The organism is Nodosilinea sp. P-1105, from assembly GCF_012911975.1.
Lineage (GTDB): Bacteria > Cyanobacteriota > Cyanobacteriia > Phormidesmidales > Phormidesmidaceae > Nodosilinea.
The window spans coordinates 144,582-162,881 of sequence record NZ_SMDQ01000002.1 but is presented as its reverse complement, the minus strand read 5'-3'; the positions used below and the strand labels follow the sequence as shown (position 1 = coordinate 162,881).

Below are 18,300 nucleotides of genomic sequence, written 5' to 3'. Positions count from 1 at the left end.
CGGGGGGATAATTTAATGGGCATCTTTAACTCATATCCCCCAGCTGGGTTGCCCCCTCGATGTACCAATTACCGTCCTGGCGTACCAGGTCGTACTGCATCCGCAGCACCGCATCGTAAGAAGCACTGGTATTTTCCACATCGTATTCAAACAATTGGGCTGTCTCCGACACCACGGCCACCACCTGCAAGCGATCGGCAGTGGGGTCATCGGGGGTCACCGACTCCACCTCAACCTCGTGTTCGTACTGCCAGTGCCAGTTTTCTTGGGCCGCTGCCGTAGCTCGCCGCTGCCACTGGGTCAAGAGCGGCTCCAGCAGAATATCCTCTAACCGCTCGGCCTGATAGTCGCTGCCTAGGGCTGCCTGCTTAGCCTCTAACCAATTGTTAATGGTGCGACTCGCAATATCGTTAACCCCGATTTGATCCTCCGGGCCTGGCGCAGGGGGAATTTCAATGGCGGGCTGAGCCAAGCTAATGTCTAAGGGGCGACCTTGTAAGTTAGGACCACTCAGCCGACTGGTGACCCAGCCCACAGTGCGCATCGTCGCAAAGCCCAAAAACCCCAATCCCAGGAGGCCAACAACGCCCACTAGAGCCAACCGGCCCCAGTGAGGCGCATTGGCTGATCCCCGTTGGGGCAAGCCAGAACTAGCGGCGGGAAACCCCTGCCCGGGGGCTAGGGTAGTGGCGGGGGAGGGGTTTTTTCGCCGTTTTGCCGATTGACGGCGGCGATCGCGGCCTCGCTCCCCTCGCCCTGTTGCTGGGGTGAGCTGCCCTTCCGGGGACAGTTGGGCCACCTGCTCTGCTACGGAATCGGCTGAATTCGGCGAATCGACGTCTAATTGAGCCGGGCCTGCCTTCCCGGCAAGGGGCTTCGCCGTAGGCGGCTTAGGGGAGGCCGTAGGGGCTCCAGGGTCGGTAGGGGAGGTTGGATGGCGACGGGCCGTTGCTGGTTTTGGCGGCATGTAAGCCCCATTGCCATTACTCGATGGTCCCGCCGCCCCAAAGGCAGAGGGAGGAGTCTGTACGCCAACCCGGCCCATGGTCGACCGAGGCGATTCTAAGGTTGGGGCACCGATGGGTAAGGAGCCCTCAATGGTAGGGAACTGGGAGGCCTGGGAGGCCTGAACCCCAGCTTCTGCCGCTGTCGTCACGGGGATGGCCTCTAGGTAAGCCTGCACCTGGGCGTCGGCAAAGTAGGCTTTGAGCGTGGCCTCTTGGTTTTTGAAGTCTCGGAAATGGGGAAACAACTCATCCTTGAGCCAGCGCTCGGCATAAAGGCACAGCCCTGGCAGCAGATCGGGGGAGTTGCGGGAATGTTCTCGAATGTAGGCCAGCGGCTCGTATTCCTGGCTGAGTTCTAAGGCTCGGTTGGCTTCCTCAGTTTGCCCCAGCAGCAGCGCACACACCGCTTGTTCCAGGTGCACGTCCTGTTGGTTGCCCAGCCGCATCAGCAGTTGCTTAGCCCGACGCACCAGGGCGGGCTGATGGCGAGCATAGCCCCTGGCCAGCAGGGCATAGACCGTCAAATAGGTGGCCACGGGCGACGGGCGGCGGGCCTCTTGTTCAAACAGCTCTTGCTGCTCGGCTGCGGTCAGATAGTCTCGCAGTTGCTGGATAAACCGCAGAAAGTCATCGATCGGTAAGCCAGACAAATCGTCCTGGGTGCCTTCGATGCCGCCCCGATCTTCTAACATTGACTTCAACAGCTTCAGCCCCTGCCGCCGCTCTCGGGTTTGGTCCAGCGGGCGGGCCAGCAGTTCCAGAATTCGATAGGGTCGCAGCTTGTACAGCTCGGTTTGAATTTCGGCTCGAATGGTGGGGTGCCGGTTCTCCTGGGCCAGCAAATCATTACCGGTTTCCAAAGACTCGGCCGCGGTTTCATAGTGGCGTTGCTGCCACTGTTCGCGGCCCAGTTCCAGGCAGGCCAAGGCTAGGGAAAGCACCACGTCCCCACGCACCGCCTGGAGATCCCCCAGGGCCGTTTCGGTTTCCAGGGGTAGGCTGCCGGTCAGGAAAGGACGACCCAACTGGATCACCTGTTCGTATTCTCCCAACTCTAATAAAATTACTAGCGCCCCCACAAATTGGCTGGGATCAATCTCGATGGTAGAACTTTGGGCTTCAGGGCCAGGGGAGTCTGTGGCTAGAGATCGCAGGGCCGCCTCTCCCAAATCAGCACTCACCTCGCTCCCGTTGGCGGTCAGCAGATCCGGTGGCAGGTCAGCACTGTAGGCATTGGCCAAAAACTTACTGTCATAGGTCTGACGGCGATCGCCATCAGAGAGCACATCATAGGCTTCGTCAATGAGGTGCTTACGGGCCTCGATCGCCACATCAGAAAATTCGCGCCGGGGCAGTTGCAGAGCGCGATCGCGATGGGCCTGCTGAAGTTGGTCGGCCGTGGCCTGAATAGGCAGTCCCAGAATGCGGTAATAGTCTAATGGAATATGCACAGATCCCGTCCCCGTCAGCGAACTCACTCAACTCACCCGAAATGGTATCCAAAAAGCTGTGTAACAAACCCTTTTTGCCACAGATTCTGCCCAGATAGTTTTCTGGATAAACGTCTTCCCTACCAGTTTTTTATGGTTTGGTGTTTATAGTCTGGTTGTAGATAGTACCCCAGGGCCTATGCTCACCGTAGAACTAGCTGGAAATGCCCTGAGGGCAAGGCTAACGCGGGTTGACCCCTCTCCCGCACAGTCAACGATAGTCAGAAACATTATCTACAGCGTATCGCGTTACTCAAAAAAACCAGACTATAAGGTGAAGTTTGTATCATTGTCGAGGCTAGGGACATGTTTCATCCTCCAGATTGGCTCAGCCGCTGGGTATGATGGAGGACAGCTTCTCAGTTCCCCTTGCCCAGAGGGGGGTACTTTTCGGTATATTCAGGTGTTGGACATCGCGGCGTAGGACTCAGTAGATCCATGGTTCAAGAACGGACATTACCTCAATTCCAGACTCCCCCCGCCCAGCTCTCTTCTGAAGCAGGTTTAACCCTTTACGAAGACATGATCTTGGGGCGTTTTTTTGAAGACAAATGTGCCGAGATGTACTACCGGGGCAAAATGTTTGGCTTCGTCCACCTGTACAACGGTCAGGAGGCCGTGTCTACAGGGGTGATTAAGTCCCTACGCCCTGATGATTATGTGTGTAGCACCTATCGAGACCACGTCCATGCCCTCAGTGCCGGGGTGCCCGCCCAAAACGTCATGGCCGAGCTATTTGGCAAAGAAACTGGCTGTAGTCGAGGTCGGGGTGGGTCCATGCACCTATTTTCCCAGGAGCACAACCTACTAGGCGGGTTTGCCTTCATCGGGGAGGGGATTCCGGTAGCCCTGGGGGCGGCGTTCCAGTCCCGCTACCGCAAAGATGCCCTGGGGAATGCCGGTGCTGACCAGGTAACCGCCTGTTTCTTTGGGGATGGCACCACCAACAACGGTCAGTTCTTTGAATGCCTGAATATGGCTGCCCTGTGGAAGCTGCCGATCCTGTTTGTGGTCGAGAACAATAAATGGGCGATTGGTATGGCCCATGAGCGGGCTACCTCCCAGCCAGAAATTTACAAAAAAGCCTCGGTGTTTGGCATGCCTGGGGTAGAGGTCGACGGCATGGATGTGATGGCGGTACGCTCGGTGGCCCAGGAGGCGGTTGCCCGGGCTCGGGCCGGGGAGGGCCCTACCTTGCTGGAATGCTTAACCTATCGATTCCGGGGTCATTCCTTGGCCGACCCGGATGAACTGCGGTCTAAGGCAGAAAAAGAAGAGTGGCTGGCTCGGGATCCAATCAAGCGGTTTGAGGCTTACCTGCTGGAGCATAACCTGGCTGATGAAGGGGAGCTCAAGGCTATTCGCGATCGCATCCAAACCCACATTGATGACGCCCTCACCTTTGCCGAAGAGAGCCCCGAACCCAACCCTGACGATCTATATAAATATATTTTTGCGGACGACTAGTATAGAAAGGCAGAAGTAAGAAGGCAGAAGAATATAGGACTTTGCCCGTGCATAGCAAAAGAATGTCTGGTTATGTCAGGGCTCCTGCCTTTTCCAATATGTGAGTTACTGATGCCGCAGAGTACTAGTCTTTGCCCCTCTGGTTAGACCGTTGAAGTAGCAGTTTACGTCTGTCTACCGTTTGATTAAGTTGTCCTGCACGTTTTAATTACTTTCCAAAGCAATGGCAGAAACCCTATTGTTCAATGCCCTGCGCGAAGCCATCGACGAAGAGATGGGACGCGACGAGACCGTTTTTGTTCTAGGCGAAGATGTGGGCCACTATGGTGGCTCCTATAAGGTCACGAAAGACCTGTACGACAAGTATGGTGAACTGCGGGTGCTTGACACACCAATTGCCGAAAACAGCTTTACTGGCATGGCCGTCGGTGCGGCAATGACCGGCCTGCGCCCAATCATCGAAGGCATGAACATGGGCTTTTTGCTGCTGGCCTTTAACCAAATTGCCAACAACGCTGGCATGTTGCGTTACACCTCTGGCGGCAACTTCAAAATTCCCATGGTGATTCGTGGCCCTGGTGGGGTAGGTCGTCAACTGGGGGCTGAGCACTCCCAGCGGCTCGAGGCTTATTTCCAGGCGGTGCCCGGGCTCAAAATTGTCGCCTGCTCTACCCCCTACAACGCCAAGGGATTGCTCAAGTCTGCCATCCGCGACAACAATCCAGTGCTGTTTTTCGAGCATGTGCTGCTCTACAACCTCAAAGAAGATCTGCCCAACCACGAATATCTGGTGCCCCTAGATAAGGCCGAAATCGTGCGCTCAGGCAAAGATGTGACTATCCTCACCTATTCCCGCATGCGGCACCATGTCACCCAAGCGGTCAAAGGTCTCGAGAAAAATGGTTTTGATCCAGAAGTGATCGACCTGATTTCCCTCAAGCCCCTCGACTTCGAGACTATCGGGGCCTCAATTCGCAAAACCCATCGGGTGATCATTGTGGAAGAGTGTATGAAAACTGGCGGCATTGGGGCCGAAATTGTGGCCTCCATCAATGACCGCTTCTTTGATGAACTGGATGCCCCGGTGGTGCGCCTGTCTTCCCAGGATATTCCCACCCCCTATAACGGCAAGCTCGAAAGTCTGACTATCGTGCAGCCAAAGCAAATCGAAGCGGCTGTGGAAGCCATGGTAGGGCTGAAAGTTTAAGGGGGGTTGAAGGTAAGGGGGCTAAATTGTTAGCCTTTAAATAGCAGATGCATCTGTAGCTGAATTCATTGATTGACGTGGATGCTAGATTTCTTGTGGGTTTAACATGGCAAGATTTTTGAGTATGTTAAATGTCAATCGGTGGCTGAAGCTTGATGTTTAACAGGGAGGTCATCTCAGTTATGGGTGATCTACAACCGTTACCAGTTTATTTCAGACAATATCCCGGACCCAACCAAGAATGTGCCGATTTGGCATTAACTTTCTTGGAAGGAGAATTCAGAAGGACTGCCCCAGATTCTTTAATTGAATTTGATCAGACCTGGAGCGAGGGTGAGGTCCGGCAAATACCACCGGGTCCACTGCTGTCACTGATTAATGCTGCCAAATACTATGATCCAGACAGCCATTCTCATCAAAAGGAGGCTGTTGCTGAGCTAGGTGAAAGAGTAAACCCTGAAACCTTCCAAGTGTTTGACGACATTTGGTTCTGCAGGCGATCGTATCCTTAAATTTTGTTCAGTCAATAGAATAGAAAATTAAGCGGTTTCAGAGATCAGGATTTCTGGAACCGCTTGCTTGATTCTGTGCTACTTCATTGATAAGGTGTCTTTCAGCTAATGGCTAGTTCACCTCTTTAATAGGAACTTGAATTGGTCGTTCTCCTCCTGGACGAAGAATTAGAACATGTTCTAATTCTTTCGTCTCTGAACCAGACTGATCATATTCAACCGGGCATAGTGAGATGACTGGTTGAGCGACATTTTCGGGTGGCTCTAGCATCAATTCCAGAGCCAGGGTCTTATCGGTCTTATCCTGTGAAGTTTTGGATTTGGGTTGCAAGCTCACCTGATAGCCAGAACTAGCCACTTGCACCGAACCTCTAACCCGCAGGGTAGGTTCGCCTGGAGGCATTAGGTCGAGAAATGCCCGAAACTCCTCTTCGTCCTCTCCCTTCATCCGACATCTCGACACATTATCCGAGAACACCTTATGAAGGGTGAGGTTATGAAGGGTGAGGTTAATTGTCTTCTCACCTGGCAGTAAAACTTTCACCCGCTTAAAGCGCTCCAGATCTGTACCTGATTGTTCAAATTCAACGGAGCGTGTGGTAACCACTGGGGGAAAAATCCCCGTGCGGCGTTCTACGTCTAGATTTAAGACAAAGGTATCCCCTTGCTCAGTCTGTTCTGATTTCTGTAGACTCGCTTGATACCGGGCATCAGGAAAGATAACACTTCCTTGAACATGTAGGGTCGGCTGACCTGGAGGCATCAAATTAAGCCAGGCTTGAAAGTCTTCTGTACCAAGAATCGAGTCAGGTTCTTCCGAACTTGAATCTGATGAGTCCAGGGGAAGTAACTCTTCCTCTAGTTTCTCTCCATTCAGCATCACGATAGCTTGAATCTCAGTAACATGGGATGGCGGATAAAGCGTTACACAATGATGTACTGGTTTAACATAGGGCAGACAGATATCACTATCGACTTCCTCAATCTTGAGCTTAACCATCATCGGTCGTGGTCCAGGTAATGGACTAGCGCCATCCTCTTGATCACCAGGTTGAAAAGGGGGTGGAGGCGGAGAGACTTTAGTTTCGCCTGCAACATGACAACTGTTTGGGGTTGGTGTGGTGGCCTGAAGGACATAATGCCCTTCACTATCTTGCAGTAGGCGAATTTCTGGCTCAAATAAAGCTTTCATTAGACTACCTCTACGTGAATTTGCTTAGAACATCTACTTAGATGAGATTAGATGTGAACTCAACGCTAGATAATGGGGACGCCTGGAGTAGGTGGTGTGACTGTGCTTGAAAAACTGGGAAAGCTGAAGTGATCATAAATCATCGCTCTTTTCGCCCTATTTTTTCTCTAGAAAAATCTGGTTAGCTATGGCTGGTATTACAATTCAATAATTTTAATTTTTCAGGCATTTAATCACAATGTTTATACAGCCTTCTACAGCTAGAACATGTATAATTTAGCCTTGATGAAAAACAAACATTTTCGACTTCGAAGAGAAAAAACAGGTGTCCAGCTTTTTCCTGAATTCTCAGCGAAACAGATTTTCTTGTGCATTTGGTGCTCATTTTTGTGAATTCCTGATGTAGCTTCCTCTATCAAAAGGTATAGATGAGTGTTTTTCACCTTTAGAGGTCATGAGTAAATTGACAATTCATCGGTTCGTGATCCCTGGTAGTTGTAACATTTGGCATATGAGGCAACCATGAAAGTAGCCATGGAATTTCGCTTGTTTTGAACATTTGAGTTTTAAGCTGTGTAAACAATCTTTCATGCTTACGTTGCCATACCAAGTCCAGTTCACAATCTGGAGATTGATCACCGCCAAAATTTTAGGTGTGGACTTGGACTTGGTTCGATTTTGGTTTGATTAATAATTAATGATTGAGATATTTCAGACTGTCGGCTGGCTAGAACTGCCCATGCAGGTGATTACCTGGCTGGGCTCAGAGCTATTCTTTCTGCTATTTGTTGCCTACTTATACTGGTGCGTAGATCTGCGACTTGGGATCCAGGTAGCCTTGATTCTCCTGTTGAGCACCAGCCTCAACAGTGGGCTGAAGCTACTGTTTGCCAGCCCGCGTCCCGCTTGGGTAGATCCTGACATCACAGCCATCGAGCTGGAGTCTTCCTTTGGATTGCCCTCTGCCCATGCCCAAAATGCGGTAGCGGTGGGGGGGGTCATTGCTCAGGTGGTCAGACATAGATGGCTGAGAGGGTTGATTTTGCTGTTAATACTGTTAATTGGCCTATCTCGACTTTATTTAGGCGTTCACTTCTTGATTGATGTTCTGGTGGGGTGGCTGGTGGGGGCAGGCGTGCTGCTGGCGTTTAAGCGCTACTCTCGACCGGTGGGTCAATGGATTTGGCGGTACCGGTTTGAGCAGCAGAGCGCGATCGCGATCATGACCTCTGGCCTACTGCTGCTACCCAGCCTGGTGATTGCCCAGGTCCGGGAGGCCTGGGGGTTGCCATCCATCTGGGGACAACCGCCACTGCTAGCCCAACCAGGTCCCCTGCCCTCCCCCCTTGCCCCCGATACAGCTGTGGCTGTGGCTGGAACCTGGTTGGGCTTTGTGATTGGGGTGTTGTGGCTGGCTCAGCGGCGATCGCTAAATTCTGGGCCAAACCAGCTGGCCTGGGGGACACGCTACCTGATCGGCATCACTGTGGCGATCGCGCTTTGGGCCGGGTTAGGTCGAGGGTTTCCAGATGACACCACAGTGACGGCCTATGGCCTACGTTACCTGCGCTATAGCCTGATCGGCGGCTGGATTGCCGCTGGCGCACCGATGGTGTTTCAGTGGGTAGCGCGATCGCCCCGTGGTTGAAGAGCAAGGCTGTTGCTCCAAAGGGTTTAGCTACTCTAGACTGGGGCAAGAATATGCGCCTTTCTCCCCCACGAGGCCGGTGATAATCCACCGCGATATCATGGTTATCTGGCTCCACCCATCCAGTGGTCAAGGCTTGACTCGCTGGGGGCGGATTACGATTTATGATGTCTGGGGGCTAGGTAACGGCTAGGGCATCTGTGGCGTAGCCTCTGTAAGCTACACAAGCTATACCGCAGCAAAAGGTAACTGAGGGACTATGGCTAAATATCGAACTTGGTTAGGGATAATTGTGGTGCTGACCATCGCCGCGGTGGTTGTGATTAGCCAGGTGCCCACTCGCCTTGGGTTAGATTTACGGGGCGGCTCCCAACTCACCATTCAGGTGCAGCCCACCGAAACCATTCCCAATATTGGCGAGCGGGAGCTGGAGGCCGTCCAAACCGTAGTCGAAGGCCGCGTGAATAGCTTGGGGGTTTCCGAAGCGGTGGTGCAGCAACTGGGTAATGATCAGCTGCTGGTACAGCTCCCAGGGGTCAGCGATCCCCAACAGGCGGAGCGGGTGCTGGGGGGAACGGCCCAGTTAGAGTTTAAGGCCCAGCGACCTGGTACCGAGCAGCAGCTACCGATTGAAAACCAAATTTTGCAAAGTCACCAGGGCGAATTGGCCGCCCTACAAGCCAGCGTACCCGAGGGTACCGCCATCGATCCCGAAACCCGGGAGCGCATTGAGCAGTTGCAGCAGGAGATTGAAGCCAGCGAAGCCGCGATCGCCGATTTGTTTGAACCCAGGCAGCTCACTGGCGATAAGCTGACCGATGCGATCGCCCGTCCATCCAGCGGTAACCTCTGGGAAGTGGTGATTCAGTTTAATAATGAGGGCGGCAACGAATTTGCCGAGCTCAGCCGCGAGATCGCTGGTACAGGGCGCAGCATCGGCATTTTTCTAGATGATCGGCTGCTCAGTGCTCCTACCGTCGATGTGCAGTATGCCCAAACCGGCATTACCGGCGGCAGCGCTGTGATTTCTGGCAACTTTACCGCCCAGTCGGCCCGCGATTTAGAAATTCAGCTGCGGGGAGGGGCGCTTCCCCTGCCGGTAGAAGTGGTGGAAAACCGCACCGTTGGTCCTACCCTGGGGCGAGACAGCATTCAGCGCAGCCTCTATGCCGCCCTAGCGGGTCTAGTCTTGGTGCTCATCTTCATGGCGGTGTACTACCGACTGCCGGGCCTGTTAGCCGATATCGCCCTGGTTGTTTATGCCCTACTTACCTGGGCCGCCTTTAACCTGTTGGGGGTCACCCTCACCCTGCCCGGCATCGCTGGATTCATCCTGAGTATTGGCATGGCGGTCGATGCCAATGTGCTGATTTTTGAGCGTACCCGGGAAGAACTGCGATCGGGCAAAACCCTCTACCGCTCCGTCGAATCTGGATTTTACCGCGCCTTTTCTAGCATTCTGGACAGTAACGTCACCACCCTGATTTCCTGTGCAGCCCTGTTTTGGTTTGGGGCCGGGCTGGTCAGAGGCTTTGCCCTGACCCTGGCGATTGGGGTGCTAATCAGCATGTTTACGGCCTTTACCTGTAGCCGCACCCTGCTATTTTTCGTGTTGAGTATGCCCCAGTTCCGCAAACCCAACCTGTTTTGTCCTGGCATAGCCACCGCTCGCCCTTAGGAGATTAGCCCCATGAAGCTACATGTTATTAAGCAGCGGTCCTTGTGGTGGAGCCTGTCGGCCCTGGTGATTGCCATCGGTATTGGGGCCATGGCGTTATCCTGGCAGCAGTTTGGCGCTCCCCTGCGACCTGGGCTGGATTTTGCGGGCGGCACCCGTTTGCAGTTGACCCGGGCCTGTGCCATCGAGAATACTTGCCCTGATGCCATCGACTTGGCGGAGGTGCGCCAGATTTTAAGCCAGCAGGGGCTAGAGTCCAGTAGCCTGCAGTTGCTGGGGCAGAATCAAGAAACCCTCTCTATCCGCACCATTAACCTGGATGTGGACGAGCGCACCACCCTGCAGGCCGCCCTGGACGAAGAAGTCGGCCCGTTTGATATTGATACATTACAGATCGACTCGGTGGGTCCAGTGATCGGTCGGCAACTGCTGGCGTCAGGCCTTTTGGCCCTGCTGGTGGCGTTTGCCGGTATTGTCGGCTACCTCAGCCTGCGCTTTAAGCTCGACTATGCGGTATTTGCGATTGTGGCGCTGCTCCACGATGTGCTGATTACCCTGGGGGCCTTCGCCATTCTCGGGTTAACCCTGGCCGTGGAGATTGACAGCCTATTCATTGTGGCGCTGCTGACGATTGTGGGCTTTTCCGTGAATGACACGGTGGTCATTTACGATCGCATCCGGGAAAACTTGAAGCTGCACCCTGACCGGCACATTAATGATGTGGTTGACGATGCCGTCAACCAAACCTTAACCCGCTCGATTAACACCTCCCTGACCACGGTGCTGCCGCTGGTGGCGATTGTGGTGTTTGGCGGCCAAACCCTGAAGTTTTTCGCCCTGGCGCTGATCATTGGCTTCCTAGCCGGGGCCTACTCCAGTATCTTTATCGCCAGTACCCTGCTCGCCCTGTGGCGAGAACGTACCGGTCAGGCCTATGGCGACAGCGATGACACGCCCGAAGCCCTAGCCGAGTCGCCGAACTAATCATCCAACATTTAGTGGGCTACTGTGGACTGCGATGATATCCACTCTCGATACCTAGAGCGCTTACGGGTCGTCCTGCTACAGCGCTGGTGGCTGACGACTGTCTGCCTTTGGCTAACGGTGGGCAGCCTCAGCCTTTGGAGTCTGCGCCACGAGATTGCCCAGGTGCAACGCTACTTTACCTGGGCCGCGGTACGCTATGCCCTGGCTTACAATCGGCTGGCGGCGTTAGGACTGGGATTGTGCGTAGGCCTAACGGTGGCTCTGCTGGTGAACGAGAGTCGCCATATTTTATGGGGGCTTTCTAGAGAAGAACGACGACGGCTGGAAAGACTCCTGCAACGCATTCAACACCAGGGTAACCGCCATCCCCTCTGGCAGCCAGTGTTTGGCCCCAGGCGTTAGAACGTCGGTACAGCTCCCAGGGTTCTTAGGCTCATTGGCCTTGAATGTCCGGCCAATCTGGGGTAGAACCCTGGGATCTTAAAGTCCTGTGCCGATGCTCTAGTGGCCTGCCGACTCTAAATTTGTAGGTTGGGTGGCGCGTCAGCAGAACCCAACAAGGCTGACTGCTGTTGGATTCCACGCCGTTTCACCCAACTGGTGCTCTAGTACTCTGAGGCATATTCGGCCCACCATTCCTGACACCTGTGTAACCCACCCCTACCCCTCCCAGGAGGGGATTTCGACACCTGGCACCCTCAGCAACAGTGGTCATATTTATGCCAGGCAGTACTAGTCATTTGACCTCCTGATTCGTGACCCCATGGACGCTCTGGCCCGGAGGCGCGATCACGCTGAACGGCGACCTGTGTGGGATAGATCCAAGGTGCCAAAGTTGAGGCTAAGGGCAATGTTAATGTTTTCTAATACGCTGACTAGCCACGCCACAGTATTGCTGGAGGCAGTTTCGTAGTGATTAAACAGAATTGAAAAGCGCCGTTCCAAAAAGGGGCGCACCTTTTGGCAAATCAGCAGAATTCGCAACAGTAGGCCAGTGGTGTGCAAAGGGCCTAAATTATTGATTAAGTCGAGAAATACATAGTGCTGCCGCCCAGCAGATGGATCCACGACTAAAAAGTTAAACAGGCTGCTGCAGGTGCGCACGGTGAGAAAGTCGTCAACTGGTTTGTGGTCACTGTCCGCAAAGGTGGTGAACAAATGATCCTGGAGCATGGTTTTGAACTGTCGCTGACCATAGCTCGGATCAACATCGGCCAGAATGTAGTCGAATAAATCCTCTTTAAATTCCCGAAAGGATGCCCCCTGACTATGGGTGAGTAAAAAACGCTGGGCCCCATCCCGATAGCTCGGCCCATTATCCCGGCGACGGGCAAACTGTTTCAGGGACGATAGCAACTCGCGATCATCCAGCAGAGTAGGGTTGGTAATCACCCGCAGGTTGTTGGCGGCGTCCCCTTGCCCCTGACGATGGAGGCGCACCTGGCGGATGCGATAGGTGATGTAATGGGACAAGTCAACTTCAAACTTGTGCTGGGCCTCGGCTTGCATGGTGCGCACATGCTGCTGGTGCTGTAAGTCGCTGTCCTCCGTCACCAGGCAGTGCTCATAAAGATAGGGATAGCGGTTAATTAAGGAGCCCAGGGGGAGACTGTCATCTCGCTTGACGCGGTTGGTCTGACGGGCCTCGATCACTCGGGCCAGTCGCTTTAGGGCCAGATATTGCTCAGTGTGGAGAAAGTCTTTGTTGATCTGGCGCAGATGACGAATATGGCGCGATCGCGACAGCTCGGGAATGCGATTGGGAGGCGGTGTTTCCAGTAAATTAACCAGCACAGGAATCGCCGACTGAAGCTGAGCGTTGGTCTGCCACCGGTTGATCAAAATATGGCAGCAGCGGTTCATAATAAACCGAAAGTATTCGTCAATATCTGGAGACGTCAAAAGCTGGTCGAGGGTGAGGATGACCTCTCGATCTGGGTAGCCAAAGCCGTGGAGAAACAAGGATTGAAACCGTTCAATCATAATTTCGGGCGATTCTACCGCTGCGCATGCCAACAAATGGTTGTAAAGACGCTGCTCGTCAGGGGTAGTGGCACGGTGGTTATAGGAAGTGTTCGTCTTCACTGCTTTATCGCCTTAGCCCAGTCGCGACAGAACTGTAAGTCAGCAACGATGGGATCAACCTTGAGAAAATAGCCAGAAATGGACGGATACGGTTGAGTCGAGTTGGCTAGTAAGAGTCACAGACTAGATGGCTGTCAACCCTGTCCTCATTAAACGATCACAGTGGGGGCTGCTGCGTCAGTTTTTACACCAGACTCTCGAGGGCTTACTTTCAAAATACTGCGTGAATTCCCCCTCTTTGGGGAATGTAACAACTGTGTTCAATAAGATCTAGTAAATTTGCCAGTTAAATCATGAGATTGATGTAAACCCCCCTGGCTGCTGCCTAGATGGTTGGCGAGTAATACCATGATGTCCCCTGGTGGGGTTAGTGTTCCCCTCAGGATTCAGGGGATGATAGCTGACCGATATCAACAACATGCCTTTACAATTTAGCCCCCCTCAGGCGAACATTAAATGAAGCTGTCAGCTTTGGCTAACTGCGCTACAGCAATAGAAGTAGGCACTATGAGCTTTGCGTCACTCGTTGATTTGGCCGAAGTACTTGGGGCTCCCTTAGACCGGATACCCGTCTATTTACGGAATTTAGATGTATCTAATATCACCACAGATAGCCGAAATATCGGTAAAAATGCCCTATTCCTGGCCCTTGCCGGGGCACGGTTTGATGGCCACAGCTTTGTTAAAGCGGCCTTGAACAACGGTGCTTTAGCGGCTGTCGTACAGCAAGGTCGAGAGGATCCTGACCTTCCCTGTCTACCGGTGGCCGACCCCTTGGCTGCCTACCAGGCCCTAGCCCGCTGGTGGCGGAATCGGCAGCGGGCTAAGATTGTTGCGATCACCGGCTCCGTGGGAAAAACCACTACTAAGGAGTTGATTGGCGCCGCCCTGGGCACCCAAGGCCGAGTGTTGAAAACCGAGGCTAACTACAACAACGAGATTGGAGTACCCAAAACCCTATTGCGACTCCAGCCTGATCACAATTTTGGGGTGATTGAAATGGGTATGCGGGGGCCAGGGGAAATTGCGCTGCTGGCGCAAACCGCTGTGCCCGATGTGGCCGTGATTACTAATGTGGGAACAGCCCATATTGGTCGCCTGGGCTCGGAGCAAGCGATCGCAAATGCGAAATGCGAGCTGCTGGCGGAGTTGCCGGACCATGGGGTGGCCGTGCTCAACCACGACAACCAGCGGTTGATGGCCACAGCCGCCACCGTTTGGTCGGGGCATACGCTCACCTTTGGTCTAGACGGTGGGGATGTGCAGGGTACCCTGGTCGATTCCCAGCAAATTGAGGTGGACGGGGTCAGGTTGCCGTTGCCCCTGCCGGGGCGACACAATGCCCTGAACTTTTTGGCGGCGATCGCGGTGATGCAAGCCCTTGATTTAGACTGGCGATCGCTGGCCTCAGGTCTGACTGTGGACTTACCGACGGGGCGAGCCCGTCAGGTGGCGCTGCCCAACGACATTGTGCTGCTGGATGAAACCTACAACGCCGGGTTTGAAGGGATGATCGCCGCCCTGCACCTGCTGGCGGAAATCCCCGGTCAGCGTCACATTGCTGTACTAGGCACCATGAAGGAGCTGGGGCAGCAATCGGTACCGCTGCACCAGCGGGTGGGGAAAGTCGTCCAGCAACTGAATCTGGATTTACTGCTAACGCTGGCTGATCCAGATGAAGCGATCGCCCTGGCGACTGGAGCCAAGGGGGTTAAAACCAAAGCCTTTAAAGACCATGACGCCCTGGCGGATTACCTGAACCACCAACTGCAGCCTGGTGATCGGGTATTGCTGAAGGCATCGCGATCGGTGGCGCTAGATCGGGTGGTGGCCCAGCTCGCGCCCAGCCAACATTAGGTTAGGGCTTGGCCCAGGCGGTCAATCAGCTGATCGACCTCGGTTTCAAGGGTTAAGTAATGGACGCAAGCCCTGACACAGTGAGGCGCTAAGAGGGTTCTGAGCAAAACCCCTTGGGTTTCTAGCTGGTCGACTAATTGGCGATGCATTGGGGGGGATGGCTGTCCATCCACCAGTACCCAAAACGAAACCAGCCCAGAATCGGGAGGGGTTTGACGCACAACTTGCAACTGCGGCAGGGTCGCCAGCCCCTGCCATAGGCGTTGAGCTAAGGTACAAATGCGTTGGTAGCGCTCTGGGGCTGTACCCCACTGGTGCTGATAGGCGATCGCCTGTTCCAGACCGACATACAGCGGGTAGTTAGATGTCGCCACTTCAAACCGGCGTCCATCGGGTTGCCAACCAGTGGGGTTACCCGCCCCATCGGTGGTAATGCTGCGCCAGCCAATGAAAGTGGGATGCAGCTCCCCTAGGGCTTGGGGGCTGACATAGAGGCCGCCGACACCAGCGGGGCCACACCACCACTTATGGCCCGTAAAGGCATAGAAATCGACCCCCAACTCTGGTAAAGCCAGGGGCAGTACCCCCGCTGACTGGGCCGCGTCTACCAGGATGCGTACCGGTTGAGGACGGTTGTGGCAGCATTGGGTAATGGCCTGCAAGGGCAAGACTTGGCCAGTATTCCAAAAAATATGACTAATCACCAGCAGACGAGTGTTGGGTTGCAGGTGCTGGTCGATGACAGTGACCGGGTCGCCCCCGTTGACCGTATCCCCTAGCGGACAGTAGCTATGGGTCACCCCATAGCGCCGACAAATTTCCTGCACGGCAGCGATCACCCCAGGATGTTCACAGTCTGACAGCAAAATGTGGTCCCCCGGTTGCCATGGCAGCCCCCACAGGGCAATGTTACAACCCATGGTGACATCTTCTGTGAGGCTGATGGTGGCAGCAGTGGTGCCCAGTTCTGCCGCGATCGCGGCTCGGGTTTGGGCCGCCTGGGCGGTGACCCAGCGGTTAACCGCTGCTGAAAAGGGACCGTCTGCCTGGATCTGCTGATGGGCTTGCAGAATGGCCTCCAGGCTGACATCAGCCATGGGCCCCTGCCCCCCATAGTTAAAGTACTGATGCCGCCCTAGGGCCGTAAACTGACTACGGTGCTGTTGCAGCTGATCTAACAGGGGGGGATAACTCACGCTGGATTCCATTACTTGCCGTCTGTTTACACCCTATACCACCCCCTGGCCCTCTGGTGGAGTTCACGCAAACCCGGCGATACGGTATAACATTCAGTAAGACCCGCTTGTGAAGCAAGTGGGTGGTTTGATCAACCTAACTAGGCGCGATCGCGTCTTAGTAAACGTTTTGGTCAACTGAGACTGACTTTGCTTCTACATGCCTATGTTGCCTCATTGTCATCCATTGTCCGACATTCAGGACCAGGGCCAGCGGCCCGGCAGGATAGCCGTTGAGTGCACTTCCCCAACCATGGGCTTGACTGGTTCCTGCTGTTGCGTCAATTCACTCAACTGTTTTGTCTGTTAGTGCCTCCCTGCCACCACAGTCCGGTTCAGGGGGTTTGTCAGGAGGCCCTCTGAGGTTTCCGGCTGAGGCCACAACACCAACATCCCAAGCCCTGATTCGCTGGCTGACTGACGATGTTCTCTTTCACTATCAGCGTTGCAACCGGCGAGCCTTTCTAGATCTCTATGGCGATCGCAGCCAGCAACGGCCCCCCTCAGACTACCTACTCAAGCTGCGTCAAGACAGTAACCTACATCGTCAAAGCGTTTTAGAATCCTTTCAGCCCTTGTCTCGCCCCCAGTTTGCCACAGGCAACTGGGTTGATGGAGCCAGAGCCACCACAGCATTGATGGCCCAAGGGGTAGACGTGATTCATCAAGGGGTGTTAGTTGCCCCATCTTCTCTGGCCGAGGTACAACTTGTTAGCCAACCCGATCTCCTGGTCAAACAGCCTGGTTGGTCCTGTTGGGGCCACTGGGTCTATGCTCCCATCGACATCAAGTTGGGTAAAAAGCCTAAGCTCGACTACCAGGTGGTGGCCGCTTACCATGCCTATGTGTTGTCCCGGGTGCAGGGGGTATGGCCAGCCACCAGCAGCCTGGCCCTGCGGGGTGGGCAACATTATCCGATCGATCTCGACCGCCTAGTCTTGAAGCTGCAAGACATCCTGAGCCACTGTCTGCAAGACTTACGCTCCACCCAAGCCCCCGAACTGTTTATTTCCCACAGCCGCTGTGACATGTGCCACTGGTTTAACCAGTGTTACACCCAGGCCCAGGCGACCCGCCATTTGTCCCTGTTGCCAGGGGTTACCCCGGCCCGCTACCAATTCTTAAAGCAGCACCATTTGACTACCGTGGCGGCCTTGGCCGCCGCTAATCCCACCTATTTAGCCCACTTGCCAGGGTTTGGGGAACAGGTGGCTGAAAAGCTGGTGCACCAAGCTCAGGCCATGCTGGACAATCGAGCGATTCCCCGCTCAGCCCCCCACGTTCCCCATGGGTTTCCCCTCTGGCCTGAAGACCTGCCCGAGGGGGAGGTGGAGTTGTATTTTGATATCGAAGCAGCTCCTGACCAAAATCTGATTTATTTGCATGGGGTGCTGGCCGTTAACCACCGGACAGGGGAAGAAACCTTTCATGCCCTGCTGGCAGAAACCCAACGCCAGGAACGCCAGGCCTGGCGCGACTTTCTAGAGTTGGTGCATGCCTATCCCCATGCCCCGATATATCATTTTTGTCCCTATGAGGCCCAGACCGTGCGCAAGCTAGGGCAGTTGTATGGCACCCCAAATCGCCATGTCAATGCCCTGCTTGATCGCTTTTTTGATGTACATAAGTGCATTACAGAGGGGGTAACCCTGCCGATCGAAAGCTATGCCCTCAAACATATTGCCCGCTGGATGGGCTTTGACTGGCGGGATGAGGGTGCCAATGGGGCTCAGTCAATCTGTTGGTATAACGCCTGGGCCGAAACCGGCGATCGCACGTATCTAGACGCCATTCTGCGCTACAACGAAGACGACTGCCGAGCTACGTACCACGTTAAAGCTTGGTTGGCACAGTTTGCCGAACCCTTCTGGGAGCAGCTGTATAACCCCATCGGCTGATTTGAACGCCAGTACAGATCCCTGGATTCTGCCCTAG

General features: G+C 54.3%; 13 protein-coding genes. 9 read left to right on the top strand and 4 right to left on the bottom strand.

The features are described from left to right. Positions 1-25: 25 nt before the first annotated feature. Positions 26-2,458: an IMS domain-containing protein gene (locus E1H13_RS01740; RefSeq protein WP_169611669.1), complete on the bottom strand. Its 2,433-nt coding sequence runs from the start codon at positions 2,456-2,458 to the stop codon at positions 26-28. A gap of 477 nt (positions 2,459-2,935) precedes the next feature. Here E1H13_RS01740 and pdhA point away from each other — a divergent pair, with 477 nt between their 5' ends. From pdhA to E1H13_RS01725, 3 genes are all read left to right on the top strand, one after another. After that, positions 2,936-3,964: a pyruvate dehydrogenase (acetyl-transferring) E1 component subunit alpha gene (gene pdhA, locus E1H13_RS01735; protein WP_169611668.1), complete on the top strand. Its 1,029-nt coding sequence runs from the start codon at positions 2,936-2,938 to the stop codon at positions 3,962-3,964. Positions 3,965-4,187: 223 nt separating this feature from the next. Further along, entirely contained in the window at positions 4,188-5,171 is a 984-nt protein-coding gene (locus tag E1H13_RS01730) for an alpha-ketoacid dehydrogenase subunit beta (protein ID WP_169611667.1), read from the top strand. Positions 5,172-5,353: 182 nt separating this feature from the next. Further along, positions 5,354-5,683, top strand: a complete 330-nt coding sequence (locus E1H13_RS01725; RefSeq protein WP_169611666.1) for a hypothetical protein — start codon at positions 5,354-5,356, stop codon at positions 5,681-5,683. Positions 5,684-5,795: 112 nt separating this feature from the next. Here the strand turns inward: E1H13_RS01725 and E1H13_RS01720 are convergent, their stop codons facing one another. Then, the gene (locus E1H13_RS01720) at positions 5,796-6,875 is read right to left on the bottom strand and encodes a hypothetical protein (protein ID WP_169611665.1); all 1,080 of its coding nucleotides are present in this window, start codon (positions 6,873-6,875) and stop codon (positions 5,796-5,798) included. A gap of 697 nt (positions 6,876-7,572) precedes the next feature. Between E1H13_RS01720 and E1H13_RS01715 the strand changes: the two genes are divergently transcribed. The 4 genes from E1H13_RS01715 (at position 7,573) to E1H13_RS01700 (ending at position 11,590) form a co-directional block, all read left to right on the top strand. After that, positions 7,573-8,523 carry a phosphatase PAP2 family protein gene (locus E1H13_RS01715; protein ID WP_169611664.1) on the top strand — a complete coding sequence of 317 codons (951 nt, stop codon included), beginning with the start codon at positions 7,573-7,575 and terminating at the stop codon, positions 8,521-8,523. 259 nt (positions 8,524-8,782) lie between these two features. Then, positions 8,783-10,201, top strand: coding sequence for a protein translocase subunit SecD (gene secD, locus E1H13_RS01710; RefSeq protein ID WP_169611663.1), 1,419 nt, complete (start codon positions 8,783-8,785; stop codon positions 10,199-10,201). 12 nt (positions 10,202-10,213) lie between these two features. Next, positions 10,214-11,185: a protein translocase subunit SecF gene (gene secF, locus E1H13_RS01705; protein ID WP_169611662.1), complete on the top strand. Its 972-nt coding sequence runs from the start codon at positions 10,214-10,216 to the stop codon at positions 11,183-11,185. A 24-nt stretch (positions 11,186-11,209) separates the two neighbouring features. Continuing rightward, positions 11,210-11,590 carry a hypothetical protein gene (locus tag E1H13_RS01700; RefSeq protein WP_169611661.1) on the top strand — a complete coding sequence of 127 codons (381 nt, stop codon included), beginning with the start codon at positions 11,210-11,212 and terminating at the stop codon, positions 11,588-11,590. 387 nt (positions 11,591-11,977) lie between these two features. Here the strand turns inward: E1H13_RS01700 and E1H13_RS01695 are convergent, their stop codons facing one another. Beyond that, positions 11,978-13,273 carry a hypothetical protein gene (locus tag E1H13_RS01695; protein ID WP_169611660.1) on the bottom strand — a complete coding sequence of 432 codons (1,296 nt, stop codon included), beginning with the start codon at positions 13,271-13,273 and terminating at the stop codon, positions 11,978-11,980. 507 nt (positions 13,274-13,780) lie between these two features. On the opposite strand from E1H13_RS01695, the gene murF reads away from it, so the two are divergent. Continuing rightward, positions 13,781-15,130 carry a UDP-N-acetylmuramoyl-tripeptide--D-alanyl-D-alanine ligase gene (gene murF, locus E1H13_RS01690; protein ID WP_169611659.1) on the top strand — a complete coding sequence of 450 codons (1,350 nt, stop codon included), beginning with the start codon at positions 13,781-13,783 and terminating at the stop codon, positions 15,128-15,130. Here murF and E1H13_RS01685 read toward each other — a convergent pair. Continuing rightward, complete coding sequence (locus E1H13_RS01685; RefSeq protein ID WP_169611658.1) at positions 15,127-16,338, bottom strand: aminotransferase class V-fold PLP-dependent enzyme; 1,212 nt, start codon at positions 16,336-16,338, stop codon at positions 15,127-15,129. The two genes, murF and E1H13_RS01685, sit on opposite strands and share 4 nt — an antisense overlap. A 371-nt stretch (positions 16,339-16,709) precedes the next feature. Here E1H13_RS01685 and E1H13_RS01680 point away from each other — a divergent pair, with 371 nt between their 5' ends. Further along, the gene (locus tag E1H13_RS01680; protein WP_240966354.1) at positions 16,710-18,263 is read left to right on the top strand and encodes a TM0106 family RecB-like putative nuclease; all 1,554 of its coding nucleotides are present in this window, start codon (positions 16,710-16,712) and stop codon (positions 18,261-18,263) included. Positions 18,264-18,300 lie beyond the last annotated feature (37 nt).